The organism is Spirosoma fluminis (assembly GCF_054778895.1).
The window spans coordinates 267,923-292,746 of record NZ_BAAGZD010000013.1 but is presented as its reverse complement, the minus strand read 5'-3'; the positions used below and the strand labels follow the sequence as shown (position 1 = coordinate 292,746).

The 24,824-nt window shown below is 51.9% G+C and carries 24 protein-coding genes; 14 read left to right on the top strand and 10 right to left on the bottom strand.

What is annotated here, in order from left to right; genetic code table 11:
- Nucleotides 1-184 precede the first annotated feature (184 nt).
- The 7 genes from ACYVBJ_RS17190 to ACYVBJ_RS17160 form a co-directional block, all read right to left on the bottom strand.
- Nucleotides 185-556 carry a hypothetical protein gene (locus ACYVBJ_RS17190; protein WP_460983532.1) on the bottom strand — a complete coding sequence of 124 codons (372 nt, stop codon included), beginning with the start codon at nt 554-556 and terminating at the stop codon, nt 185-187.
- 600 nt (nt 557-1,156) lie between these two features.
- Nucleotides 1,157-1,717, bottom strand: coding sequence for a hypothetical protein (locus ACYVBJ_RS17185; RefSeq protein WP_460983531.1), 561 nt, complete (start codon nt 1,715-1,717; stop codon nt 1,157-1,159).
- 122 nt (nt 1,718-1,839) lie between these two features.
- Nucleotides 1,840-2,040 carry a hypothetical protein gene (locus ACYVBJ_RS17180; RefSeq protein ID WP_460983530.1) on the bottom strand — a complete coding sequence of 67 codons (201 nt, stop codon included), beginning with the start codon at nt 2,038-2,040 and terminating at the stop codon, nt 1,840-1,842.
- A gap of 103 nt (nt 2,041-2,143) precedes the next feature.
- Nucleotides 2,144-3,091, bottom strand: coding sequence for a ketopantoate reductase family protein (locus ACYVBJ_RS17175; RefSeq protein ID WP_460983529.1), 948 nt, complete (start codon nt 3,089-3,091; stop codon nt 2,144-2,146).
- Between the two features lie 96 nt (nt 3,092-3,187).
- Nucleotides 3,188-3,967 (bottom strand): class I SAM-dependent methyltransferase, encoded by a 780-nt coding sequence (locus ACYVBJ_RS17170; RefSeq protein ID WP_460983528.1) that lies wholly within the window; start codon nt 3,965-3,967, stop codon nt 3,188-3,190.
- Between the two features lie 79 nt (nt 3,968-4,046).
- A complete protein-coding gene (locus tag ACYVBJ_RS17165) occupies nt 4,047-5,945 on the bottom strand; it encodes a CocE/NonD family hydrolase (protein WP_460983527.1) in 1,899 nt (632 codons plus the stop codon).
- On the bottom strand, nt 5,942-7,381 hold the full coding sequence (locus ACYVBJ_RS17160; protein ID WP_460983526.1) for an aminotransferase-like domain-containing protein: 1,440 nt from the start codon (nt 7,379-7,381) through the stop codon (nt 5,942-5,944). Before ACYVBJ_RS17160 ends, ACYVBJ_RS17165 begins: the two co-directional genes overlap by 4 nt.
- A 197-nt stretch (nt 7,382-7,578) precedes the next feature.
- Here ACYVBJ_RS17160 and ACYVBJ_RS17155 point away from each other — a divergent pair, with 197 nt between their 5' ends.
- From ACYVBJ_RS17155 to ACYVBJ_RS17145, 3 genes are read left to right on the top strand one after another with little or no spacing between them, the layout of a single operon-like run.
- Nucleotides 7,579-8,778: an aminotransferase class V-fold PLP-dependent enzyme gene (locus tag ACYVBJ_RS17155; protein ID WP_460983525.1), complete on the top strand. Its 1,200-nt coding sequence runs from the start codon at nt 7,579-7,581 to the stop codon at nt 8,776-8,778.
- 59 nt (nt 8,779-8,837) lie between these two features.
- Nucleotides 8,838-9,428 carry a DinB family protein gene (locus ACYVBJ_RS17150; protein WP_460983524.1) on the top strand — a complete coding sequence of 197 codons (591 nt, stop codon included), beginning with the start codon at nt 8,838-8,840 and terminating at the stop codon, nt 9,426-9,428.
- Nucleotides 9,429-9,438: 10 nt separating this feature from the next.
- On the top strand, nt 9,439-9,819 hold the full coding sequence (locus tag ACYVBJ_RS17145) for a nuclear transport factor 2 family protein (protein ID WP_460983523.1): 381 nt from the start codon (nt 9,439-9,441) through the stop codon (nt 9,817-9,819).
- A gap of 29 nt (nt 9,820-9,848) precedes the next feature.
- On the opposite strand, the gene ACYVBJ_RS17140 is transcribed toward ACYVBJ_RS17145, so the two are convergent.
- Entirely contained in the window at nt 9,849-11,078 is a 1,230-nt protein-coding gene (locus ACYVBJ_RS17140; protein WP_460983522.1) for a multidrug effflux MFS transporter, read from the bottom strand.
- Between the two features lie 266 nt (nt 11,079-11,344).
- On the opposite strand from ACYVBJ_RS17140, the gene ACYVBJ_RS17135 reads away from it, so the two are divergent.
- From ACYVBJ_RS17135 to ACYVBJ_RS17095, 9 genes are all read left to right on the top strand, one after another.
- Entirely contained in the window at nt 11,345-11,572 is a 228-nt protein-coding gene (locus tag ACYVBJ_RS17135; protein ID WP_460983521.1) for a 4a-hydroxytetrahydrobiopterin dehydratase, read from the top strand.
- An 86-nt stretch (nt 11,573-11,658) separates the two neighbouring features.
- Entirely contained in the window at nt 11,659-12,381 is a 723-nt protein-coding gene (rsmI, locus tag ACYVBJ_RS17130) for a 16S rRNA (cytidine(1402)-2'-O)-methyltransferase (RefSeq protein WP_460983520.1), read from the top strand.
- On the top strand, nt 12,359-13,588 hold the full coding sequence (locus tag ACYVBJ_RS17125) for a lipoprotein N-acyltransferase Lnb domain-containing protein (RefSeq protein WP_460983519.1): 1,230 nt from the start codon (nt 12,359-12,361) through the stop codon (nt 13,586-13,588). The genes rsmI and ACYVBJ_RS17125 overlap by 23 nt, the downstream gene beginning before the upstream one ends.
- 73 nt (nt 13,589-13,661) lie before the next feature.
- Complete coding sequence (locus tag ACYVBJ_RS17120; protein WP_460983518.1) at nt 13,662-14,966, top strand: acetylxylan esterase; 1,305 nt, start codon at nt 13,662-13,664, stop codon at nt 14,964-14,966.
- 41 nt (nt 14,967-15,007) lie between these two features.
- A complete protein-coding gene (locus tag ACYVBJ_RS17115) occupies nt 15,008-15,940 on the top strand; it encodes a D-2-hydroxyacid dehydrogenase (protein WP_460983517.1) in 933 nt (310 codons plus the stop codon).
- Nucleotides 15,941-16,086: 146 nt separating this feature from the next.
- Nucleotides 16,087-18,792, top strand: a complete 2,706-nt coding sequence (locus ACYVBJ_RS17110) for a DNA gyrase/topoisomerase IV subunit A (RefSeq protein ID WP_460983516.1) — start codon at nt 16,087-16,089, stop codon at nt 18,790-18,792.
- A gap of 51 nt (nt 18,793-18,843) precedes the next feature.
- Entirely contained in the window at nt 18,844-19,209 is a 366-nt protein-coding gene (locus ACYVBJ_RS17105) for a VOC family protein (protein ID WP_460983515.1), read from the top strand.
- Nucleotide 19,210: 1 nt separating this feature from the next.
- Nucleotides 19,211-19,906 carry a SanA/YdcF family protein gene (locus ACYVBJ_RS17100; protein ID WP_460983514.1) on the top strand — a complete coding sequence of 232 codons (696 nt, stop codon included), beginning with the start codon at nt 19,211-19,213 and terminating at the stop codon, nt 19,904-19,906.
- A 192-nt stretch (nt 19,907-20,098) separates the two neighbouring features.
- Complete coding sequence (locus ACYVBJ_RS17095) at nt 20,099-20,698, top strand: CAP domain-containing protein (protein ID WP_460983513.1); 600 nt, start codon at nt 20,099-20,101, stop codon at nt 20,696-20,698.
- Nucleotides 20,699-20,842: 144 nt separating this feature from the next.
- On the opposite strand, the gene ACYVBJ_RS17090 is transcribed toward ACYVBJ_RS17095, so the two are convergent.
- Nucleotides 20,843-21,397 carry an RNA polymerase sigma factor gene (locus tag ACYVBJ_RS17090; protein ID WP_460983512.1) on the bottom strand — a complete coding sequence of 185 codons (555 nt, stop codon included), beginning with the start codon at nt 21,395-21,397 and terminating at the stop codon, nt 20,843-20,845.
- A gap of 303 nt (nt 21,398-21,700) precedes the next feature.
- The gene (locus tag ACYVBJ_RS17085) at nt 21,701-23,191 is read right to left on the bottom strand and encodes a capsule assembly Wzi family protein (protein ID WP_460983511.1); all 1,491 of its coding nucleotides are present in this window, start codon (nt 23,189-23,191) and stop codon (nt 21,701-21,703) included.
- 531 nt (nt 23,192-23,722) lie between these two features.
- Here ACYVBJ_RS17085 and ACYVBJ_RS17080 point away from each other — a divergent pair.
- Nucleotides 23,723-24,298 (top strand): DinB family protein, encoded by a 576-nt coding sequence (locus tag ACYVBJ_RS17080; RefSeq protein WP_460983510.1) that lies wholly within the window; start codon nt 23,723-23,725, stop codon nt 24,296-24,298.
- 77 nt (nt 24,299-24,375) lie between these two features.
- Nucleotides 24,376-24,786 (top strand): EVE domain-containing protein, encoded by a 411-nt coding sequence (locus ACYVBJ_RS17075; RefSeq protein ID WP_460983509.1) that lies wholly within the window; start codon nt 24,376-24,378, stop codon nt 24,784-24,786.
- The last annotated feature ends 38 nt before the right edge of the window (nt 24,787-24,824 follow it).

Here is a 24,824-nt window from a genome sequence, read left to right as displayed (position 1 = left end):
GTTGGAAGCCCTGACAGAAGCTGTTTTAGAGCAAATCGACACTTTGGGAAAAGATCGGAGATTAGTACAAGCCTTCTTCTACAAAAAGGAGATTGGCTTCTTTACAGGTTAATTCACGCATCAATAGAGACAATTCTTAACATGGTTAACGTATTGCCACTTATACAACAAATAAAACAGGTCATTACTTGATTTTTACTGCTATGGTATCCTTACTCTTTATATAAGCTGTTGTATCCTCAAGCACAAGTCTAATAGTTGATTCATTAATCAACTGAATTGTGTCCACTATATCATATCGCTCGTAGTTAGCAATAATACTATCCTTACCACCCGTAGATCGTCTCAGTTGTATGTAATCTTGAGTAGTAGCATTAGATGGGGTATAGAAGCATTTATAGCATACTTTATTTTGTTGAGTACATGTAGTTGCTAGTTCTTCAAATTTAGGCTCATCAAAAATTTGCACGTTATAAATAAAGAGCGAAACGAGTTTTGATATTAAAATAATAAAGCCTAACACACCGATAAGAACAACAATATTTCTTTTTCTCATTGATGAATATTTTGAATTTTTCTGATATACAACTCTAACAAATTAGGAGTAAAAACCTGGAATAGTTTCTTTACATAAAATCAGTTATAGAACTATTCTCTAGAAAGTGCTATTAACTGACTATTAATCAAGACCTTATCAGTAGTATTTTTCAAAGATCTTCTAATTCCTCAGAAAATACATTGTCGAAAATTTTGATATAAATATGGTCTAGAACTGAGTACATACCATGATTCCTATTACCAATGTATTTTTTCACTTCTTCGAGAGTAGGATAATGGTTCTCATTGTGAAAATAGTCTCTCCATTATTCAATGGCTTTGTAGACGAAAAGAAGCTGTTTGAGGTTAATCTCAATAGTTTCATCTTCTGGCACAGAAGCTAATTTTTTCTCTATTTGCTTTACTGAATGACGCATTGTTAATGAGCTAAAAACAAGAGTGAATGCAAAATTAAATTTCAAATTGAGAGTTTACATTTTGCACTTAACTAAGAGCTGTTGCATAACTACACTTATGTTAAGAGAATAAATTAAGAGCGTAAGAGTTTCGTGTAATAGATCTAGCTTAGAAAAATTACAATCGATAGAATGGGTTATAGCTACTGATGACTCATTTTAATAATGGTTATTAAAGGTCGGTTTGAAACTATTGGCCCATAAACAGAACCAAGTCGAGAGGTCCATCTTTTATTCAGGTCAACAAATGTTGTGCCCTTCGGTATTTCTACATTAAAGCTCAGACTACTACCATCAAGCTTTGCAATATTATAGTGTTCAGTTAACTGAGTGTCTTTATTCTCAAGTCTAAGAGTAGCTCCTCCATCGATCAGTGACCAAGCCCCCGAAGATTTCGAACCATCCGTGTCAACTTGGTTAAATGAGCCATCTTGATTCAGTTTTAGCTGAAATTTTGAGAAATCTGCAACATTAACGGGAGATTGCTTGGCATAAACGAACATGGCCTTAGAATAAATAGAGGTTGTCGTTAGCGTATCCATTTTTGATACCCTAACACTGTCTATGGTCCAGTTGTTGCTAATTGATTTTGCGTCAAAAACTGACGCTTGCGTTTGACCTGTTGATGTAGGCGCAAGCGGATATGGAGCGTTACAAGCAAATATTACTAAGCATATGGACAGTACTAATATTGTAAGTTTCATCTTTCAGTTAGCGTTTGTTAGTATGACTCAATACAGGATAAATTAATTGTATAATCATTTATATGTAAAGCTAGCTAACAAACACAATTTTGCAACTTGATCCAGTTACCAGTTTTTTATGGTTATTGAGCCCGTTGTTGCTGCCTGAACTTGCGCCAATTCCACCAGCCGAACAGCCGAACACCTGCGTAATACAGTCGATTGCTGAACTGGCCCCGATTAAAGCGCTCCATGAGCTCCAGATAGGCCTGATCGGCATACAGCCTGGCATCACGATGACCAGCCAGATCTGGATAAACCCTCACGAACTCCTCCCAATTCATATACAGTCGGTCATGGCTCCAGGCTGCGCTCGGCCTCAGGCAATCCGACCTGCATTACGTTACTGATAAGGTTTAGGCCAGCATTAGAGGTATTTTATTGGCATTACGTTGCCTTAGTGCGATGCCAAGCCAATCTATTGTCAGCTTTCAGGCGAACCAGTTCACCCAGGAGTCGAGTTCGGTTGGCTAGTTGAGGTTTACCCAGTCGCTCAGCCAGACGGGCTACGGCAAGGTTCAGCGCATCAATTTCGGTCTGGCGGCCCTCGTTAATGTCGACCAGCGTCGAAATCAGTTGCCCATCGGAACGTTGACTGATTTGCAGCAGGCGCTCCTCTACTTCCTGCTGATTCAGCACAATACCTACTTCCTTCGCCACGGCCACACATTCGTCGATGATGTCGCGGGCTAAAGCCATCGCCAACGTATTGCGATGAAAAATACCATTGTCAATCCCAAGCAGCGGACAAATGGCATTAAAAACACAGTTCGTAATGACCTTTTCCCAGATCGTCTGCTGAATAGCGCGCTCGGCCCGGAACAAGAACTGTGGTGTACTCAGCTGCGCCACAAGCTCCGATACGCAGGATTCATGGCCACATATCACCCCAATGGGCGATGCCGCAACGGGTTTGTAGCTAACCTTATACGGAGCTTGTACCTGACTGGTCGCCAGTAACACGCACCGATACACCTGAGGGAAACCGGCTGTCAGAAACGGCTCTTCGATTCCTAAACCGTTTTGCAGCAGAACCAGCGGAGACTGACCTATTTTTCCGCGTAAACGCTGGGCCAGTTCCTGATTGCCGAACGATTTACTAGTCAGCAAAACAATGCCGTTCAAGAATTTTACCTGTTCCAGTTCACGGATAGGAATAGATGCCGTTTCGGTAAGCCCATTGCTAGACTCAACCGTAATAGACGCGTCCTCGGGTTCCGGCGAACTATCCCGCCGACCGTGCAGCAGTATTACGTCTTTACCCGACTGCCTCAGCACAACAGCTAAGGTCATGCCAATGGCGCCGGCCCCGATTATATACATAGAGTTCTGCATAAGAAAAGGCTGGGAGGAGAGTTCATTTTTAGCTTGCAGGTAAGGAGTAACTACCTGATTACCGGTTGACTACAGAGTGGTCGTACGCCTGAGATGTCACGGTTTAAGCGGCTTTATAGCAATAAATCGCAGGCGCTTATAGTCCGCAAACCAGGAGCCGTCGCGGAAATTGGTTGGCCGGAGCTTTTCCTGCACTGCCTCCAGAACGGTTTGTCGGTCTTTATCAGTAAGGTCATTCAGGATGTCGCCCCGAAACATGCTGAGCCAGTCGGTCAGGCCGGTCACAGAATCGACCAGCGGTGTGTCACGATCAAAAAACCGCGCCCACGTAACGGTGAAGCCAGCGGTTTCCAACAGTCGAGCGTACTGACCCAGGCTTGGAAAGTAGTTTATCTCGACCGCTTTGCGAATGCCCAGTCCGTTCAGCGCATGGGTAAAGGCGTTTAGAATCCGTTCGACATTACCCCGACCACCCATCTCGGCCACGAAGCGCCCACCCGCTTTGAGCGCAGTAAAGACATTCGTCAATACCTTCGGTTGCTCCGTTTCGTCGATCCAGTGTAACGTAGCGTTGCTGAACACCGCGTCGAAGGGCTGATCCGTAACAAACTGCCGAGCATCGCCCTGTTGAAAGCTAAGCCGGGGGAACGATTGCCGGGCGTTTGCGATCATCGCTGCCGATGCATCAAGGCCAATGACGTCGGCACCACTTAGGGCTATCTGGGCCGTCAGTTCACCCGTACCACAGCCCAAATCCAGGATACGTTCGCCAGGCTGCGGCTTAAGTAAATTCAATACGTCAGTGCCATAGTGGAACACAAACGCGTGTTTCTGCTGATAGAGGTCGGCATTCCAGGGGCGATCAGATGGATTCATAAGGGATTGGCATTAATTGGATACACGTACGAAACGGATATACATGTTGGTTGCCTTAAATCCTGTTCACGAACAGAATTCAGGGCAACGCAGCTACTTCAATGACGGAGTTACCATACAGTCGATGATGAGCGGCCTGGAAATCGGTCGCTTTGGCTGTATAGATATTGTTGACGAACGTCTGCGGATTTCGGTCGATTAAGGGAAACCAGCTGCTTTGCACCTGGATCATGACCCGATGGCCTTTTTTAAAGGTGTGCAGTACGTCGGGTAACTGAAATGTCACTTCTGTAATTTGATTCGGGGTAAAGGGTTTGGGGGTTTCGAAACCGTTCCGAAAGCGCCCGCGCATCACCTCGGCCCGGACCAGTTGCTGATAATTAGCCAGTTGCGTATGGGGATTAGATCGGTAGGGGTGATTCGGCTCGTCGGGCGGGTACACGTCGATGAGCTTAACCACCCAATCGGCGTCGGTGCCCGTCGTGCTGACCTTCAGCCGTACTGTAATTTCTCCGCCTACCGTTATGGGGGCCGACAAAACAGTTGTCTGAAAGGTGAGTACATCGGGACGCCTGGACGCAAATCGCTGATCGGCCGACATATAGCTGAACAACGCGCTGAAACCCGGTTCGGCAGTCAGCGTTGCTTCACTGTAAGGGACAGGCTGAGCCGGGTCGCTGACATACGCCCGGAAACCGGATGGGTTAGCCGCCTGTGCGCTTAGCTGGCCAGCCGGGCTCAGATACCAGCTTAGACGGTGATTGTTCGATGCGGGCCATTGTGTAAACGTTCGCCAGGTCTTCAGTCCGGTATCGAACAGGCAGATTTTAGGTAATCCGGTTTTGCCATCGCCCGTGCCTTTCAGGTAGTGATGAAAGAAAGGAGCTTCCAGGGTGCGCTGGTAATACGTCGCCAGACTGTCGCCAAAATACAGGTCGTTGTGGAGCGTATGGCCGGTCTCTTCCGACCAGCCCCGGTGGCCAAACGGCCCCATGACCAGCATTGGGTGGGATTGTGGACTCTGCTGGTCAAGTGTTTTGTAAATACTTAAGGGGCCATACAGGTCTTCGGCATCGAACCAGCCCCCAACCACCAGCGTAGCAGGTCGAATGTTCCGCAGATGGGGCAGGATGTTCCGTTCCTGCCAGAAGGCATCGTAACTGGGATGGTCTATCGTTTGTTGCCAGAACACATTCCGGTCTAAATACGGCTTCGCATTGGCCAGGGGACCGAGGCCGATATGCCAGGCATACTCGGTTTGGGTCTCCGTTTGAATCCAGTCACTCATGAACCAGGGTTTGGTTGTTGGGCCGGTTGGGCGATCGCCGAACAGGGGGTAGGCCAGCAAAGCCAGCTGCGTGAAGGCACCGTTGTGGTGAATGTCTTCCCGAAAAAAGTCGGCAATAGGCGCTTGCGGGGAAGTCGCTTTTAGCGCGGGGTGCGCATTGATCGAACCCGCCACGGCATAGAAACCAGCGTAGCTCATGCCCCACAGACCCACCCGACCATTGTGATCGGGCACGTGCCGGAGCAGCCAGTCAATGGTGTCATAGGTATCCGTGCTTTCGTCAACAGAGCTGGAGGATGTCGATTTTCGGCGGTCGCTGACCATCGGGGTCATGTTGGTCCAACGGCCTTCCGAAGCCCAGCGCCCCCGTACATCCTGATACACAAAAATATAGCCATCCGCCTGGAGCGTGGGTGAAGGCCCTAAAGCGGTTTTGTACTGTTCAGGTCCATACGGAGCAGAACCAAAGCAGGTCCGCTGCATGAGAATGGGATAGGTTTTCGCCGGTGACGCGTCGCGGGGTACGTAAACGGCGGTGTATAGCGTAACCCCGTCGCGCATGGGAATCCGGTACTCCAGCTTTTTATACTGATCGTGTATCTCAGACGCTACGCATACAGACTGAACAAGAAAAAAAGACAGCAAAAGCGCGGGTAATAGAGCCAGAAAAGGCGCTCGTAGGTGTTTCATAAAGCTAATTGCTGGTGAACAAGCTGGCCGATGGTTTGCAGTCCCCGGGCGACGTGCTCGTCGAAGGGGAGACCGTAGCTAAGCCGCATGCAGCTGGCGTACTGCGGCTGAAGGCTGAATAAACTGCCGGGCATGATACTGATTTTATGCGGTGCCAGCTGGTCTGCCAGGGCCAGCGTATCGACCCTGGTATCGACTTCTACCCATAAGGTAAACCCGCCCTGGGGCTCGCTGATGCGCGTACCGTCAGGGAAGCAGGCGCGAATGGTCTGCTGGTAGCGTTGACAGTTGCTTTTCAGGCGCTGCCGCAGTCGGCGCAGGTGCAGCTCATACCGGTCGTTCGCCAGAAAGGTGGCTACCGCCTGCTGGGTGATGCCCGGCGAGAAGCCGGCCTGGTAACGCTTAATTTGAAGCAGCGCGTCATAATAGCGCCCCGGAGCTACCCAGCCCACCCGGTAACCGGGAGCCAGCGTTTTGCTGACGGAACCACACCATAGGACCAGTCCCTGCCGGTCAAAAGCCTTACAGGGAAGCGGTCGGTCGGGGGCGAAATGCAGGTCGCCGTAGAGGTCATCCTCAATGAGTGGAATTTGGTGCGTTTCCATCAACTGCACCAGCCGTTGTTTGTGGGCATTCGGCATGCAGCAGCCGAGCGGGTTGCTGAAGTTGGGCACCAGCAGACAGGCCTGTACCCGTCCCGCCCTCAAATACTCTTCCAATACGTCCAAATCAACGCCCGTTAAGGGATCGGTAGGCAGCTCAAGCACCTTCAGGCCCAGCGAGAGAATGGTCTGAAGGATACCGAAATAGATGGGACTTTCTACGGCAACGGTATCTCCGGGCTTAGTAACCGCCTTCAGGCATAGGGTCAGCGCGCCCGTGCAGCCTTCGGTCGTAATAATCTCTTCATCGGTGAGCCGACTCCCCCAGAACAGGGCGTACCGGGCAATCTGCCGACGTAGAGCCGCGTTGCCCGCCATCAGTTCATACTCGATACCACCATGCGGCAAATCGCGCTGGGCCTGCTGCAGAGCCCTGGTTAACTTGCCGACAGGCAGTAGCGAGGGAGCTGGTACACTCAGGGAAAAGGGCAGCCAGTCCGCCTGCCGCTGCTGGCGCATCAGCCTTAGCAGTACCGACTCCTGATCGGACAACGGGGTTTGATGGGCCGAGGACTGGGGTGCCGACCGGCGTGGTACCTGTCCCATCCGTTCGCTCAGGGTCCGGACGTAATAACCCGACTGAGGCCGGGCTTCCACCAATCCTTCGGCTTCCAGGCAATAATAGGCTTGCTGCACGGTGTTGATGCTGACGCCAAGCTCCTGGCTGAGCATACGAACGGAGGGCAGCTTGTCGCCCTCGGTTAGCATACCAAACCGCAGCTTATCACCTAGTTGACGAGCAATCTGCTGATACCTGGGCGTCGATAGGGCCATACGCTTCTTGGGTAGAAAAGTGCTGCTTTACGGAGCAAAAGTAGCAGCCCGATCTGTACGGATTACCATACAGATTTTATCAAAGTAAACCGTACAGTTTGGTTGTGCCAGCTAATGCCCAACAAACTGATCTGTATGGCTCCGAAATCGCTAAAGTGTATCTGGCTCCATAGACGCGGGTTTTCTTTTTTTGCCCCATGCAATCACAACCGATTCCTTTTTTAGATGTCGTCCAACTGCGGACGGATACGCCGGGGTGCCTTGATCACCTGTTTATGAACAGCGCTGGAGCCTCCCTGATGCCTCAACCCGTCGTGGCGGCTATGCTCAATTACCTTCAGCAGGAGACCCGGCTCGGTGGCTACGAAGTCGAACGGTTACGAGCAGATCAGATCGCCCAGTTTTACCAGGAAACCGCTCGGTTACTGAATACCCGGCCCGGCAACATCGCTTATGCGTACAGTGCTACGGATGCCTGCATTCAGGCTTTATCGGCCATTCCGTTTCGGGCGGGCGATACGATGCTGACCACTACCCATGATTACGTTTCCAATCAGCTGGCGTTTTTGTCGATGCGGCAGCGGTTGGGTATTCGCCTGATACGTATCAATGACCGGCCCAACGGCGACCTTGATCTGACGCATGCCGAAGAGTTGATTCGGGCACACCGGCCGGTGCTGGTCGCCATAACGCACGTACCAACGAATTCGGGTCTGGTGCTGCCTGCGGAAGAGATGGGTACCCTCTGTCGACAATATGGCGTCTGGTATCTGCTCGATGCGGCCCAGTCGGTGGGGCAGTTACCGCTCGATGTGACCCGCATTCAACCCGACTTTCTGGTGGCAACGGGCCGTAAGTTCCTGCGCGGTCCCCGCAATACGGGATTTCTGTACGTCTCCGATCGGGTGCTGGAGGCTGGTCTGTCTCCGCTGTTTATCGACCGGCGGGCGGCTGGCTGGACCGGATCGGACAGCTATACCGTGCAGGGCAGCGCCCGTCGGTTTGAACCCCAGGAGATTTCGCTACTTACTGTCGGGTTAGCGGAGGCCGTTCGGTACGCCAATGAGGTCGGCCTGGAGACGATTGCCCAACAAAATCAGCGCCTGATGCACCGGCTCCGGGTGGGCTTGAACCAGCTCGATGGAATCTCTTTACTGGATTGGGGCTCCCGGCAAAGCAACATCCTGAGTTTCCATACGCCCCGCCACTCGCTTTCCGCCCTGGAAGCTCTCCTCCGATGTGAGCAAGTGGTCTACACGGTGCAGTATTCGAATTCTGCTCTGATCGATTTTCAACGTAAGGGTGTAGAGTGGATAGTCCGACTTTCTCCTCACTACTTTAATACGCTGGAAGAACTGGATGAAGTGGTCGATATAATCGGCCGTTTTTTGTCGTAAGCCGCTCCTGATTCAAAGGATAAGTACAGCTGATTTTCAGCTATAAACTAACTTGCCGTATGTCAACCGATTACTTAAAAAGCGTGATCAGCCAATTTGAGTATTACAAATGGCTGGGCGAAAAAACGCTGGATCAACTGCCCGACGACGCCTTTTTCTGGCAGTACAACGAGCAAAGCAACAGCGTTGCCATCCTGATCAAGCACCTTTGGGGCAACATGCTCAGCCGCTGGACGGATTTTCTGACAACCGATGGCGAAAAAGAATGGCGCGATCGGGATGAGGAATTTACCCCTGATAGTCAGTCCAAAGACGAATTACGTCAAAAATGGGATGAAGGCTGGCGGGTTCTTCTGGAGACTCTTCAATCGCTTCGGGAAGAAGACCTGACCAAAACCATTTATATCCGAAACCAGGGCCATACGGTTGTGGAAGCGATCAACCGGCAGCTGGCTCATTACTCGTATCATATCGGGCAACTGGTGTTTCTGGGAAAAATGCTGGCGAAAAACTGGACGTCGCTCTCAATTCCAAGAGGGGAGTCCAGCCAGTTTAACGCCGATAAATTCGCCCTGCCAAAACACCGGGAACATTTCACCGATGCGTACCTGAAACCGGGCCAACCGGACGAAGAAACCACCTTAAATTAAGACAAACGCCATGACCCAACAAGAAGCGCTTCGTTTTGCCGACGAATGGATCGAAGCTTTTAATGCGCACGACCTGAACGCCATTTTGACCCATTATGCTGAGGAGCTGGAATTCCATTCCCCGTTTGTTCAACGGCTGAAGTTCAATGCGTCAGGCTGCATCACCAGCAGGCACGATCTGGAGCGCTACTTTCGGGTAGGTCTCAGCACCTATCCCGACCTGCACTTTACGCTGCATACCGTTTTTATAGGTATCGATACGTTGGTTATCTACTACACGTCGGTGAATAACCAACTGGCCAGTGAAGTCTTTCACCTGAATGAAAGGGGAAAAGCCAGGAAGGTGTTTTGTCACTATGCCGGGAATGAATCTTATCCCAAAAACACGTAGTGAGTGAACGGGTCTGGGGTAAGCGCCTTCTAGTGGAGTAGCGCTGCCTCGGCATCCTGTTGAACGTCGACCGGCCTTTGTATCCGTCTGCGTCCCGTCAGCAAGACCAGCAAGGCCAGAGTGGCCGATCCCGCCATACCCATCACCATTGGAATGGCCGAAGGAACTTCGAACATACTTATATAAACCGAGATCAACGTCCCCATTCCCATTTGTAAGGCGCCCATCAGGGCCGAAGCGCTGCCGGCATTTTTAGCAAAGGGAGCCAGCGACAGGGCGGCCGCATTGGGGTTTGTGAAACCGATGCAGCACAGGAACAGGAACAGAAAAACAAGGGTGATTGGCAGCGTCAGCCAGCCGTTCAGCGCAACTGCCAGAAACGTTAAGCCAATGAGTACCTGACAGATCAGGGCGACCGGGACAATCTGCTCGCTCCTGTAGTTTCGCAGGAGCAGGGTATTTACCTGACTTGACCCGATGAAGCCAACCGAAAGAAAGGCAAAAATCCACCCATACACTTTTTCATCGGTATGAAACACTTCCATAAACAGGATTGGTGAGCCGGAAACATAGGCGAAGAGTCCGGAGAAAGCGATGGCACCCGTGAAGGCATAGGTGTAGAATTGGGGTTCACGCAGCACATGCCAGAAATTAAGCAAGATCGGCTTCGGCTTCAGGGAAATCGACTTGTCGGGCGTATATTTCGTGGGCAGCCAGAAGAAAACGGCGCCTAGAACAGCGGTCCCCATCCCCGTCAGAATGACAAATACCGCCTGCCAGCCCAGGGCCGCGGTCACGTAGCCACCGATCGTTGGGGCAATCATCGGCGACGCACCCACTACCAGCAGTAGCAAGGAGAATACCTTTGCATTGTCTTTTACCGGAAACAGATCGCGCACCATGGCAACCGAAGCGACCGCTGCCGCGCAACTGCCGATGGCCTGGATAATACGCATGACGATCAGTCCGTTGATACTCACCGTAAAGGCGCATCCTATCGAGGCCAGTATGTAGATAATGAGCCCGACGTAGAGCGGCTTTTTCCGGCCAAACCTATCCAGCAGGGGGCCGTAAAGCAGCTGGCCTACCGAAATGCCGATGAAAAAGCCGGATAAGGACAAGGAGACGTTGGCCGCGGTCGTGTGCAGATCGTTGGCAATGGCCGGGAAGCCCGGTAGATACATGTCAATGGAAAACGGCCCCAGCGCCGTTAAACTTCCCAGAATCAGGATAAGAAAGAAATACGTCTTTTTGGACATCAGAAATGAAGGAGGTGAACGCGACTGCGGACGCGGCCAAGGAATAGCCGCCCGCGAACCATGTAAAGCTTGTTATGTATACACAAGTTCAGCGTCAATAATTTCAGAAAGCTGAAAAAGCTCGGTGAGCCGGCGAGTTCAATAAACCGGTTTGCGCTTTGTCAAAAGTAAGCGAGAAATCACGTGTGCACACGACTCGCCCGCGCCGGTCTGAACCCTGATGCACAGGTGGCGGTTGTAGGACTAAACGTTCAATCAACCCGTCTATGTGGCAGGAACAGGATAACCAACTCGTCCGCGAGTTTACATTTACTGATTTTAGCGAAGCCTTTTCGTTTATGACGCGGGTGGCGCTGCTCGCCGAAAAGATGGACCATCATCCCTGGTGGTCCAATGTCTATAACCAGGTGACCATAAAGCTAACGACGCACGATGCGGGGAATGTCGTTACCGAAAAAGACCGTCAGTTAGCCGCAGCCATCGACCAGTTGTAGTAGGCCGATTTTGGTTCAAAAGCTGGGCACAAACCGCTTTCCGTAGCGGGAAACGGTAAACCCGAAACCGTACGCTATCTTGCATCATGAAATTGTACCTTGTGCCAACGCCCATTGGCAATCTTGACGACATTACGTTGCGGGCCATCAAAACGCTGCAGGCGGCCGATGTGATTCTGGCCGAAGACACCCGTACGTCGGGTGTTTTGCTGCGTCACCTGAACATCAGCAAGCCGCTCCAGAGCTACCATATTTTTAACGAGCACCAGACGGTGCAGCGGCTGGTAAATCAACTGAAAGAAGGTAAAACCTTTGCGCTGGTGACGGACGCGGGGACGCCGGGTATCTCGGACCCTGGGTTTCTGCTGGTTCGGTCCTGCATTCAGAACGATATACCGGTTGAGTGCCTGCCGGGGCCAACGGCCTTCGTGCCTGCGCTGGTGAACTCGGGCCTACCCAACGATCGGTTCACGTTCGAAGGGTTTTTGCCGCACAAAAAAGGGCGTCAGACGCGGCTGGCTGAACTGGCGGCTGAAGCCCGAACGATGGTGTTCTACGAGTCGCCCCACCGGCTGGTCAAAACGCTGCAGCAGTTTGCCGAAGCCTTTGGCGCTGACCGGCCCGCCAGCGTATCGCGCGAACTGACGAAGCTGTTCGAAGAAAACAAGCGCGGGCCGTTGTCCGAACTTATTACGTACTTTGCCGAAAAAACAGTAAAAGGTGAGCTTGTTATCTGCGTTCAGGGAAAAGAGCCAAGCCGGGAGAAAACCCGTAAGTACAGCCGTGATGACGACGACGAAGACGAGTAGGGGAGCGCTCGCCAAATGGGTAGTTAGCCTGTTTCTCGCCCTTGGCGGCCTGCTGCCAACGGCCAGCGGTCAGCAGCTTTCGCCAGCCGCCCAGATTAGTCTGCTGACGGTAGGGCCGGGGGAGGAGCTGTATTCCGTATTTGGGCACACGGCCATTCGGATTTACGATCCATCGCAAAACATGGATGTGACTTACGGCTGGGGTGGCTTCCGGTTTTCTGAAGATAATTTTTACCTCAAGTTTTTACGGGGTACACTGCCGTACTACATCGATGGGTACGATATGTATCCGTTCCTGTACGCCTACCAGGCCGATAATCGTACCGTCCGCGAGCAACTGCTGAACCTGACCGCTGCGCAGAAAAATCGGTTGTGGAGCCAGATTCAGGAGAACTACCAGCCCGAAAATCGAACGTATCAGTATAAATTTTTCTATGATAACTGTGCGACCCGGCCGCGGGATGTGATCGCCCGGGCGTGTGGCGATAGCCTGAACGTACCCACTCGATCAAAAATGACGGGAAAATCGTACCGCGACTGGATGAACGATCACCTGGGCGAGAAACCCTGGGCGAAACTGGGCATGAACCTGGCCATTGGTCAGCCCGCCGACGAACAAACCGATGGTTGGCGCGCCATGTATCTTCCCAACAACGTCCACGATCAGATGGCTCAGGCAATGCTTCGCAGCCCGACCGGCCAGATCAGGCCCTTGGTAAGCCGGGACCAGGCTCTGTTTACGGCAACGAAAACAATCCGGCAGCAGATCCCTTTCTTTTTCGACCCTAACGTTGTCTTTACCATCCTGGGCGTCGTGGTTGTGTTGGTTACTGTTCGCCGGTATCAGCAGGGGCGGGTTGATCGGTGGCTCGATCGGCTGCTGTTTGGCGTTTCCGGTTTTCTGGGCTGGTTCCTGTTTCTGCTATGGGTCGGTACCGATCATGGCGTTACGGCCTGGAATCCTACGTTGCTTTATCTGATGCCGCTGCATCTGCCCTTGATCTACTGGGCAACCGGTTCCAATACGACCGCACGTCGCCGGACCACGTATTTTGGGCTGACGGCCGTTCTGATTCTGCTCGGTATGATCTTGTCGAATGTGCCGGGTGGGGTCGACGTCGTGTATCCGCTGATGCTGCTGGTCCGTTGCCTGGTCAATGTTCAGCCCGTTCGGCGGGGACAGCAGACGCCAATGCGGGTGTCCTGACCGGTTTCCGGTTATAATTCGGAACGTAGCTGCTTTGTCAGGATGATAGGACTCTGTATTCATCCTGAACTTCATGAAAACGCGTTTACTTTCTGGTTTATTCCTGATCTGGGTCAGCACGGCCCTGGCCCAGCCCGCCGAACGGCTCGTCAAAATCATCGTTACGCCCAATCATGCCGACTGGCTTTATAAGATTGGCGAACCCGTTTCGTTTTCCATCGCCGTTTACCGGGACAACGTACCGCTCAAGGCCGCTCCGCTCCGCTATGAGGTCGGACCCGAAAAAATGGAGCCCGTTAAAAAACAAACCGTTACGTTGAAAGACGGAACTCTTACCCTGGATGGAGGCACTCTACGTACCGCTGGCTTTCTGCGCTGTACCGCCACGGTTGAGCTGGACGGGAAAGAGTACCGGGGACTGACCACGGTGGGGTTTGAACCCCAGGCGATCAAGCCGACGGTCGAGAATCCGGCCGATTTCCGGGCGTTCTGGGACAAGGCGAAAGCGGATCTGGCCAAGGTGCCTATCGACGCCCGGATGACCCTGCTGCCCGAGCGGTGTACGGAGCGGACCAATGTCTATCAGCTTAATCTGCAGAACATTAATAATTCGCGCTTCTACGGGATTTTGTGCGTACCCAAGAAAGAAGGAAAATATCCGGCCATTCTGCGCGTACCCGGTGCCGGTGTGCGACCTTACAACGGCATGATTGCTGAAGCTGAAAAAGGCTTCATTACGTTGGAAGTCGGTATCCACGGCGTACCGGTCACCATGGACCCCAGTGTGTATGATAACCTGAGTCGGGGACCGCTCAATGGCTATCAGGCCGCGAACCTCGACGATCGCGATCGGTACTACTATAAGCGGGTATATTTGGGCTGCGTGCGCGCCGTCGATTTCCTGACGAGTCTGCCCCAGTACGATGGGCAGAACCTGGCCGTAACGGGCGGTAGCCAGGGGGGCGCTTTATCGATTGTTACGGCCGGTCTCGACTCCCGGATAAAGTGGCTGGGGGCGTATTATCCGGCCCTGAGCGACGTAACGGGGTATCTGCACGGCCGGGCAGGCGGTTGGCCGCATCTGTTTACGGGTGATAATCTCGCGTACAACAACAAACCCGACCGCATCAAAACCACCGGTTATTACGACGTCGTTAACTTTGCCCGGCTGGTGAACGTACCCGGCTATTATTCCTGGGGGTTCAATGACGAAACCTGCCCGCCTACGTCTATGTATGCGGCTTATAACGTGATTCCCGGCACGAAACAACTGGAACTGTACCGGGAAACAGGGCATTGGACCTTTCCCGAACAAACCGAAAAAATGACAAACTGGCTGTTGAGCCAGTTAACCGGCGGTGAAGTTGGGAAGCGATAGCCGATGCGCAACCATTTAGGCGCAATTTTCGTAGAACTACTATGATACTTTTTGTAAACACCGCCCTCGACACTGCGCTCAAAGAAACGCTCCTGCGTGAACTTCCCCAGGACATTACCGTCCGGTTTCGGCACGACCTGCCCGAATCCGAACAGCAGACATCTCTGCGGTCGGCGAATTTTCTGCTTGGCAATCCGCCGGCCGCCTGGTTCACGGAGCCGTTGCCCAGGCTGAAGTTCTGGCAACTCGACTCGGCCGGCTTCGACGGCTACCGTTCTACCCAACTTGATGCCGTCGTGGCCAATATGGGCGATTACTTCGCCTGGCCCTGCGCCGAGACCATGGTAGCGGGTATTCTGGGGGTGTACCGGCGTATTCCGGAGTTAGCCCTGCTCCAGAGCCGGAGTGAATGGATCGGTGCCCCCATCCGGGCCCGGACGGGATTGCTCCGGGCGAAACAGGTGGTTATTCTGGGGACGGGGACGATTGGGCAGGCCGTGCGGCAAATGTTAACCGGATTTGACTGCGATATGAAGATGCTGGCCCGTACCGACCCGCAGGCCGAGCTGCATTCGGTCGACGAGTTGAAGGCCGTTCTGCCCCAAACCGATATTGTAGTCAACTGCCTGCCCGGTACGGCGGTCGGGTTCTTTTCGGCCGAGCTGATCGAGGCCATGAAACCCGGCAGCCTGTACGCCAACGTGGGCCGGGGCAGCACAACCGATGAACCCGCCTTAATCAAAGCCCTGCAATCTGGGGCGCTGGGGGGCGCGGTGCTCGACGTAACGGAAACGGAACCTTTGCCCGTCGACAGTCCACTCTGGACGTTGCCAACTGTCCTGCTGACCCAGCATACGGGCGGAGGGCAGCCCGCCGAAGATGCGGGTAAAGTTGCCTTGTTTTTAGAGAACTTCCAGCGCTACCTCAAGGGCGAGAGCATAACGAATAGAGTAGAGCTTGGGCGGGGATATTGACCAGTCGGGAAAGCGCCTTAAATTGCCTTTTTACGCCAATCAAGGCTGTTTTCTTAACTTTTCTTCGTATATTTAAGGAGCCGAATGGCACATGACCATTCGGGGTTACCCGCCAATTTTCAACTGAAATAGTTTCAGACCAATTCATGATAGACAACGAAGATCAGGAACCGATGGCCGATGATGCGCAGCCGCTCCCGTCAGAATTTTCGGCGGAGGGAGCGGAGCTAAGCGATGCCAGCGGGGCTAATGAACAACCCCTTGATACAGGTAAAGATATGCTGCACGACCAGACGGTTGTGTCAGGGCTTTACGAAAATTACTTTCTCGATTACGCATCTTATGTTATTCTCGAACGGGCGGTCCCAGCCGTAGAAGATGGGTTGAAGCCGGTTCAGCGCCGGATACTGCACGCCCTGAAAGAAATGGACGATGGCCGCTTCAACAAGGTGGCGAACGTAATTGGGCAGACCATGCAGTTCCACCCGCACGGCGATGCCTCGATCGGCGAAGCGCTGGTCAACATCGGCCAGAAAGAGCTGCTCTTCGATACGCAGGGAAGCTGGGGTGATGTCCGCACAGGCGATGGCGCGGCTGCTCCCCGGTATATTGAAGTCCGGCTCTCCAAGTTTGCCCTCGATACCATCTATAACGACAAAACCACCGAGTGGCAGCTGTCGTACGATGGGCGTAAGAAAGAGCCGGTAACCCTGCCCGTAAAATTCCCGCTTCTGCTGGCACAGGGCGTTGAAGGTATTGCCGTTGGGTTATCCACCAAGATTCTGCCCCACAACTTCAACGAGCTGGTCGAAGCGTCGATTCAGATTCTGAAAGATAAGCCGGTTCAGTTGTTCCCCGATTTTCAGACCGGTGGGTTGGTCGATGTCAGCAACTACAACGATGGACACCGGGGGGGCAAAGTTCGGGTACGGGCTCGAATCGAAGAGGTCGATAAAAAGACCCTGGCGATTCGGGACGTACCGTTTGGGGTAACCACTTCGCAGCTGATCGACTCCATCGTGAAAGCCGCTGAATTGGGCAAGATTCGGATTAAAGCGCCGAGTCGCAACGTAGCGGCCGTCGTTGACAACACCGCCAGAGATGTCGAGATTCTGGTGCACCTGCAGCCGGGCGTATCGCCGGACGTGACCATCGATGCGCTCTACGCGTTTACCGACTGCGAAGTGTCGATTTCGCCGAACGCCTGTGTCATCATCGGCGACAAACCCCATTTCGTTAGTGTTACGGACATTCTGCGCGTCAATACGCATCAGACCGTTCAGTTGCTGCAACGCGAACTGGAGATTCGGCGTAGTGAGTTACTGGAGCGGCTGCTTTACAGTTCACTCGAAAAGATCTTTATCGAGAACCGCATCTATCGGAAAATCGAAGACTGCGAAACGTTCGAAGCGGTACTGGCGACGATTGACAAAGCGCTCAAGCCGTTTAAAAAGCAGTTCTACCGGGAGATCAACGAAGATGACCTGATTCGGCTCACCGAAATAAAGATCAAACGAATCTCTAAATACGACGGCTTCAAGGCGGATGAACTGATGCGACGTCTGGAACAGGAACTCGCTGAAACGGAAGATCACCTGGCCAACATCACCCGCTACGCCATTGCGTTTTACAAGGACCTGCAAAAGAAATACGGCAAAGGCCGCGAGCGCAAAACTGAAATCCGGGCGTTCAATACCATTGCCGCGAGCGTAGTGGCAGCCGCCAACCAGAAGCTGTACGTTGATCGGGAAGGTGGTTTTATTGGCTATGGCCTGAAGAAAGACGAGTACGTAAGCGACTGTTCGGACATTGACGACATTATCGTGTTCCGGCGCGACGGCAAATGCCTGGTTACCAAAATCCAGGAGAAAGTTTTTGTCGGCAAGGATATTCTGTACGTATCGGTTTTCAAGAAAAACGACGAACGTAAAATCTATAACCTGGTGTACTTAGACGCCAAGTCGGGTATTTCGATGGCGAAGCGATTCCCGGTTACCGGCGTTACCCGCGATCGGGAGTACGACCTGACCATGGGCAATCCGAAGTCGAAGATTACCTACTTCAGCGCTAATGATAACGGAGAGGCCGAAGTGATTACGGTGAACCTGACCGCTCAGAGTTCGGCCAAGATCAAGCAGTTTGATTATGACTTCGCTTCGGTTGGTATAAAGAACCGGTCGGCCCAGGGCAATATCCTGACGAAGTATCCGGTGCGGAAGATCACCCAGAAAACAGGTGGGGTGTCGACGCTCGGCGGGGTAGACATCTGGTACGACGAGCATCTGGGACGGCTCAACCGCGATGAGCGGGGCAGGCTGCTCGGTAACTTCGACGCTAAGGACAGTATTCTGGTTGTTTACAAGGAGGGGCAGTATGAACTGACCAGTTTTGACCTGACCAACCGGTATGAGCCGAACGAAGTGGCCATTTTGACGAAGTTCGATCCCGAAACGGTGCTGTCCGCTGTATATTACGAAGCGAATCAGAAGTCATGGTACGTAAAACGGTTTAAAGTTGAAACCACCACGTTGGATAAGAAATTCAGCTTTATTGGGGATGCCAAAGGATCGAAGTCGTTGATTGTTACGGCTGATCAATACCCGCGTATCGAAATTGTCCACCAGGTCAAGGAGCGTGGTCCGGTCGAGAAGATGGTCCTGGAACCCGAAGGATTTATCGATATTCGGGGCTGGAAGGCACTAGGCAAACCTTTGCCCTTCGCTAAAGTGAAAGACGTGAAGCTTCTGGCTCCCAGAGTGGTCAGAGAAACCGTGAAAGTAGCCGAAGCGATTGAGCCGGTTGCCGCTGAGGCTGAGTCGGCAGAACCCGTGCAGTTAGGATTGTTTTCATAAGTAGAGCCGTTGCCAAACGTCAGCCGGCTTTTGGCAACGGTACCTGAAATCATGCTGGAAAAACCTTTTTTAGGGCTGCGCACAGTAATTTACGCGGCTCCCGCCCTTTCCGAAGCCAAAGCCTGGTACACCAACGCCTTTGGTGTTGCACCGTACTTTGATGAGCCTTTTTACGTTGGCTTTTCGGTAGGTGGCTACGAACTTGGCCTCGATCCAAACCGGCAGCCGACTGCGGGAAGCACTATTACGTACTGGGGTGTTGCTGACATTCAGACTGCACTGGAACGGCTGCTTGGCTTGGGGGCGACAACCCACGAAGATATTCAGGATGTGGGAGAAGGTATAAAAACAGCCGCCGTTAACGACCCGTTTGGCAACGTAATTGGTTTGATTGAAAATCCGCATTTCAGTTTATGACATGAATACCCTGTTGGCCACCGAATACAATAGCGATATACCTCCGGAAACGGTGGCGGTTCGTGTGGTCAAGTGGTGCATAAAATTCGTGGTGGCCGTGGTGTTTACGACCTCGGTTGGCATCCTGATCTGCAACTGGTGGGTGGTTTATAACACCCGTGACCAGATTTATTTTGACATTCAGGAGCTGCCGACGAACGATGTCGGGCTCGTGCTGGGTACCAGTAAGTTCGTCCGGACGGGCAAAGAAAATTTATTTTTCCGCTACCGGATGGAGGCTACGGCCCGACTTTGGAAAGAAGGTAAGGTAAAGTACCTGATCTTAAGCGGGAATAACGACTCCGAATACTATAACGAACCCGTCGATATGCAACGGGCTCTGATCAAATTAGGTGTTCCGCAATCGGTGATGACGCTGGATTACGCCGGTTACCGGACATTTGATTCCGTAGTGCGTTGCAAAGACGTATTCAATCAGGAAAAGATTACGATCATCTCCCAGAACTTTCACAATGCCCGCGCCTTGTACATCGGCAACCACGAGGGCATTGAAGCGATTGCCTTTGCGGCTCAGGATGTGCCCGATGGCTATTCATTTCGTACGCTTATCCGCGAATATTTGGCACGTCCGTATGCGTTACTCGACGTGTATATCATCCGTCCCCAGCCCGAAAAAGGCAACTTCCAACGCAAATAATAGCAGCTGCCATCTCACACCTTTTAAGGGGCCGATAGGCCGGTTTGGTGTAATGTAGCGTCTTTATTTTAAATTCACAGGGTACATTACTATATCGATATATATGTAAACTTAATATTAAGTTTATTGGAGATTTGTATAATAATTAAAGTAAAGATACCGTTTAATCAACAAACATAACCAGATCAACTGATGAAATTTACGTATTTCCTGAGTGCTGCTGCTCTTTTATGGGCAACCGCTGCCTGTCAATCCGATCGGGAATCGCAAACGCCCGCGCCGGTCATGTCATCCGTTTACAAGGAGGGTGGAGCAGGGAACGAGACAACCAGCCCGCCGAATTTGGCTGGTGCCCGGGCCGCAGCCGCGACTACCGCTCAGCAGCAGGAAGTCTTGGCTTATGTGAACCAGGCCCGGTCGAAGCCCTGCCAATGCGGAGCAACAACGTATCCGGCCGTACCCGCTCTTGCGCTCGATTCGCAGTTGAACGCTGCCTCGGATAAACACGCTCAGGATATGGCTACGTATAATTATTTCAGTCACACCGGTCGTGATGGCTCCCAACCCTGGGATCGTATGACGCGGGAAGGATACAGCTGGCGGGCCGCCGGGGAGAATATTGCCGCTGGCTACACAACGACCCGCGCCGTGGTAGACGGCTGGCTTAAGTCGCCCGGCCACTGCGCAAATATTATGAGTGCCAACTTCAAAAATGTGGGTGTCGGCTATACGTACGGTGCCAGCAGTACCTATAAACACTACTGGGTAACCGACTTCGGTACCCGACGGTAATGACCTGTATCTAAACGGAACCAGCCCGCTACGTAGCGGGCTGGTTCCGTTTGTAACTACGAATCACTAGCCTGAAGTGACCAATGGAGAGTAGATTCGAATAAAGTAAGCGGAAACGTAGAATTGATCGATAGAAAAAATTAGTTAGTAGGATTGTTCACCGTACATCCGGCGGATCTTGTCGCGGGTGCGTTTCAACCGCATTTTCACCGCACTATCTTTTAGACCGAACTGCTCGGCGATCTCTCTGATATCCAATCCCTGTTCATATTTCAGCCGGAGCATAAGCGTTTCTTCGGGCGATATGGTGCCCATGACCTGGGCTAGATGCTGTAACCGGAATTCTGTGGTTTCCTGCTCGGACGAATCACTCCAGGTATATTCCTGATCCTGTTCAATGGAAACGGTACTGGTTCGATTGGCGTAGCGGAGCTGGTCCATACAGTAGTTGTAGGAGATCGAATAGAGCCAGGTCGAAAACGCCGAATTCTCTTTGAAGCTGCCTAGATTCCCATGCACCCGCAGAAAAATATCATGCGTAAAATCTTCAGCCTGGGCCGAATCCTTAGTCAGCGACAGACACCGTCGGTATACTTTGCTAACGTAACGATTGTACAGCGTTTCGAAATAATTGTTCTGTTCGCTGCGCAGGTGCATACGAATTAATTCTTCATCTTTCAGTTGGTGATGGGTAGCCATATAGATTAAGTACTATTTATAGTTGAGGTTATTGAGGCTAAAACTAAGGCAAGGGTAAGTAATTATTACCAGATCAGATTAGGCAAAAATCAAATGTTACCGAAGGCTACATTTGATTGTGTTGCGATCTGGAAGTATTATGTAGATGGAAAAATACGAAGAGTAAGTAAAATAACAGTTACTCGAAAAAAACAATTTTTGAGGATTTACTATTCGGTAGCTTTTCTTTATAGACTAGATAGTACAACTTAAGGAGGAGTGCATACGCTGAAGAAACTCAGCGCTACCGGAATGGTTGTAACGTCAATCTAGTGTTCGCTTACGGCTTTGTCCTTCCTTGCGGATTCCTACAAAAAATCCAATACTGTTCGTGTACAGCTGGCCGAAATCGGCAGCTACGGCCAGACTGCCGGTAACGCCGTTGAGAACAGAGAGAGGTGCTGACATCCGGAAGCTGGATGAAAATTGCGGCACCGCCGTCGGGAACGGTTTTTCGTAGGTACCAAAGTTTTCGCTGTACGAGGCTTTAAGCTGAAAACGAAAGAAGTCGTACAGGTGCCCCGACAAACCCAGGTGTAGCACCGTCAACCGATTGTTATTCGTGAATGCGTAGCGGGGTAAATCACTTCGGCTGTCGCCCGAAGGCGTAATGAACGGGGTGCCGATGGTCATGCCGTAGCGGGACCAGCCATCCTGGTACTGGGAATGATTGAAATAGTTGTCCCGGCCCCGGTGCGCCTGGTCATCCAGGAATAAACTGCCGCCCTGGCTTTTCGTGTATAAATATTCGATAAGTACGTTTTGGATCTGTAAGCCGTTAGGGTTGAGCGGGCGACGGTTACGTATGCGCAGGCCATTCAGGCCATCCTGTATGTTGGTCAGGTAAAACAGGGAGCCGTCGTCGTAAACGCTTTGCCGGTAGGCGAGAATCGAAAATGAGCGGGCGGTATATTCAAACGCGAGGTCAACGGAGCCAAGGTGGTTCCCAATTCGGTTTTCCCGATCAAATTTGCTCACCCGGTTTGTGTCGACATCGCTTCGGTCGCCCAGCGTATTGCCCATCACGATGTCGAGGTAATCCTGAAAGGTGGCGGGTAACTGGTTGTTTTTGATGAGCGAACCCGGCAGGCGCTCGGTGTTGCCGCCCCACATGACCTGGTGGTTGATGCCGCCGTAGAACTTCACCCGCCACTTGGGTTTCCCCACGCGCACGTACAACGCTTTTTGATGGAGCATGGTGTTTTTTACAAACTGATCCGACTCAAACCAGCCGTGCGCGTAAAACCCTTTAAAGCTAAATAAACCTAAGCGGGGCGTAAACTCAGGAATGGCGACCTGAAATTTAAGCAGCGGTAAGGCGTTGCCCGACATCGAGTAGGCCCCGGACGTAAGACTCGTATCGACCAGGCCCGCTATTTCCCGTCGGCGGCCAGTCCAGATTTCTACTGCGCCTAACTTTACTTTAACGTAAGCCTCCGGAATGAGTAGACGATACGTATAGCCCGCATTGAGTACCGCTTCGGCCCCCCAGCCCCAGTCAACCCGTCGGTTTGCCGCCCGTAAGCTATCGAGTTTGCTCACGGGCGCATCGTGGTAATCTACGCGCATGGCGTGCCGGAGGGTCATGATCGCGTGTTCGTGCGGGACTGTACCGTACTGATTCGCCCGGAGCCAGAACGGCGTTTGCCCGGAGGTTGAAAAATAACTGCCCACTTCGGTTTGGTAGCGAAGAGGCTTGAGCGTCTGTCCGAAGCAGGTGGATGCCAGCAATACGTATAAAAGCAACAGCCGCATGAGATCGAGTGGGGAAGCAGTACACACAGACGGACTACCTGAGTCGTAAAATCGGGAATTTCGTCACTTCCCAAGGCAAAGAGAAGTACCTGGAATTCGCTGCATAAAATATGCCACGCCGATAAAAATGAGTAGATATACCGCTGAAGTAAGTAAAATACCGGCACGTCCGGCCGTCGCCCTTAAAAAGAGGCCTTGCCAGGGCCAACTGCTAATAATGTGCCAGTGATCCATAGGGGCTTGTCGGTAATCTAGGCCGATAAATTTTTGGGAGCCCCATTAATTATAAAACGTAACTTTGCGGAAGATTTCTGGTAACGCGATAGGGCTGTTCCGTAAATTTATTGCAGCAGCATGAGTATAAACGGATCTGGCGGCTCATTACGGGTAAAGCCGTATTGAATCGAGGCCGGGTAGGAGATTAACCGGAAACCAGTCTTCTTTTTTTACATCGTATAAACCAGACAGTCCTGTAAGCGACACCGTTCCCTGGCGCGGAACGTCAGGGCTGTATGACCTAATTCATTGACTATGATTTCTAATGACGAGCTAATACGCATCATTGATCTGCTCAACACAACGTATGAAAGCGAGGAGGCCTGGCACGGTCCCTCGGTAGTGGAAGCGTTACGGGGTGTTACGCCGGATATGGCCGGACGCCGGATCACGCCAAACACCCATTCGATTGCTGAACTGGTTTTCCATATGACGAGCTGGCGGATTTTCTGCGTCAAGAAGATGCAGGGCGACGCTACGTTCGATATCACAACGCCGGAGAAAAACTTTGGCGCGCTCCCCGATAAGATCGACGATTTTGAGTGGGAAGCCCTGGAGATGGAACTTAGCCTGAGTCAGGAAGAACTGATCAATGAGCTCGACAAACGAGACGACGACGAATTCCTGGAAGATATTGTACCGGGGCGCGACTATACGTATTACGATATGCTCCACGGGATCATCAATCACGATCTGTATCATACCGGGCAGATCATGATTATCAAAAAAGCGCTGACTTTCAACCGGGCTGGTTCCCGCTTCGCCGAAGATGACGAGGATCAATACGGTTCGCCGTTTGGCGGCAGCCAGGAACACGACGATTATTATTGAGCAAATTAAGGAAATACGTGCCGACAAGACCTCAGGCATACGTACTGAATTTCTTGTAGCGTCTGTATTTGGTGACAATGAACTATTGGCTTGTTAAATCCGAACCCGACGCATACGGGTGGCATCATTTTGTGAAACAGGGCCGGGCCGTATGGGATGGCGTTCGCAACTATCAGGCACGTAACAACCTGAAAGCCATGCAGGTGGGCGACCAGGTCTTGTTCTACCATAGCGTAACGAACCCGGCCGTAGTAGGTCTGGCTTCCGTTGTGCGGGAGGCCTACCCGGACCCTACCGTACCCGATGACGCCCGTTGGGTTGTAGTCGAACTCGAACCTGTACTGACCCTGCCGAATCCGGTGGCACTGGCTACAATCAAAGCAGAGCCTATGTTGGCTACTATCGGCCTGATCAAACAATCGCGTTTATCCGTGATGCCGGTTCGCCCCCATGAATTTGAATTAATCCTGCAAATGGGTCAGGATTAATCGTATGTTTATCTGCCGAAAGCCTCCTCATGCGGGGA

Coding starts and splice junctions, on each gene's coding strand:
- ACYVBJ_RS17135 (WP_460983521.1), top strand. CDS start 11,345: ATGTGGCAGGAACAGGATAACCAACTCGTCCGCGAGTTTACATTTACT.
- ACYVBJ_RS17115 (WP_460983517.1), top strand. CDS start 15,008: ATGATACTTTTTGTAAACACCGCCCTCGACACTGCGCTCAAAGAAACG.
- ACYVBJ_RS17100 (WP_460983514.1), top strand. CDS start 19,211: ATGAATACCCTGTTGGCCACCGAATACAATAGCGATATACCTCCGGAA.
- ACYVBJ_RS17155 (WP_460983525.1), top strand. CDS start 7,579: ATGCAATCACAACCGATTCCTTTTTTAGATGTCGTCCAACTGCGGACG.
- ACYVBJ_RS17080 (WP_460983510.1), top strand. CDS start 23,723: ATGATTTCTAATGACGAGCTAATACGCATCATTGATCTGCTCAACACA.
- ACYVBJ_RS17160 (WP_460983526.1), bottom strand. CDS start 7,381: ATGGCCCTATCGACGCCCAGGTATCAGCAGATTGCTCGTCAACTAGGT.
- ACYVBJ_RS17185 (WP_460983531.1), bottom strand. CDS start 1,717: ATGAAACTTACAATATTAGTACTGTCCATATGCTTAGTAATATTTGCT.
- ACYVBJ_RS17190 (WP_460983532.1), bottom strand. CDS start 556: ATGAGAAAAAGAAATATTGTTGTTCTTATCGGTGTGTTAGGCTTTATT.
- ACYVBJ_RS17165 (WP_460983527.1), bottom strand. CDS start 5,945: ATGAAACACCTACGAGCGCCTTTTCTGGCTCTATTACCCGCGCTTTTG.
- ACYVBJ_RS17140 (WP_460983522.1), bottom strand. CDS start 11,078: ATGTCCAAAAAGACGTATTTCTTTCTTATCCTGATTCTGGGAAGTTTA.
- ACYVBJ_RS17180 (WP_460983530.1), bottom strand. CDS start 2,040: ATGAATTGGGAGGAGTTCGTGAGGGTTTATCCAGATCTGGCTGGTCAT.
- ACYVBJ_RS17105 (WP_460983515.1), top strand. CDS start 18,844: ATGCTGGAAAAACCTTTTTTAGGGCTGCGCACAGTAATTTACGCGGCT.
- ACYVBJ_RS17120 (WP_460983518.1), top strand. CDS start 13,662: ATGAAAACGCGTTTACTTTCTGGTTTATTCCTGATCTGGGTCAGCACG.
- ACYVBJ_RS17110 (WP_460983516.1), top strand. CDS start 16,087: ATGATAGACAACGAAGATCAGGAACCGATGGCCGATGATGCGCAGCCG.
- ACYVBJ_RS17170 (WP_460983528.1), bottom strand. CDS start 3,967: ATGAATCCATCTGATCGCCCCTGGAATGCCGACCTCTATCAGCAGAAA.
- ACYVBJ_RS17090 (WP_460983512.1), bottom strand. CDS start 21,397: ATGGCTACCCATCACCAACTGAAAGATGAAGAATTAATTCGTATGCAC.
- ACYVBJ_RS17175 (WP_460983529.1), bottom strand. CDS start 3,091: ATGCAGAACTCTATGTATATAATCGGGGCCGGCGCCATTGGCATGACC.
- ACYVBJ_RS17150 (WP_460983524.1), top strand. CDS start 8,838: ATGTCAACCGATTACTTAAAAAGCGTGATCAGCCAATTTGAGTATTAC.
- ACYVBJ_RS17125 (WP_460983519.1), top strand. CDS start 12,359: ATGACGACGACGAAGACGAGTAGGGGAGCGCTCGCCAAATGGGTAGTT.
- ACYVBJ_RS17095 (WP_460983513.1), top strand. CDS start 20,099: ATGAAATTTACGTATTTCCTGAGTGCTGCTGCTCTTTTATGGGCAACC.
- rsmI (WP_460983520.1), top strand. CDS start 11,659: ATGAAATTGTACCTTGTGCCAACGCCCATTGGCAATCTTGACGACATT.
- ACYVBJ_RS17085 (WP_460983511.1), bottom strand. CDS start 23,191: ATGCGGCTGTTGCTTTTATACGTATTGCTGGCATCCACCTGCTTCGGA.
- ACYVBJ_RS17145 (WP_460983523.1), top strand. CDS start 9,439: ATGACCCAACAAGAAGCGCTTCGTTTTGCCGACGAATGGATCGAAGCT.
- ACYVBJ_RS17075 (WP_460983509.1), top strand. CDS start 24,376: ATGAACTATTGGCTTGTTAAATCCGAACCCGACGCATACGGGTGGCAT.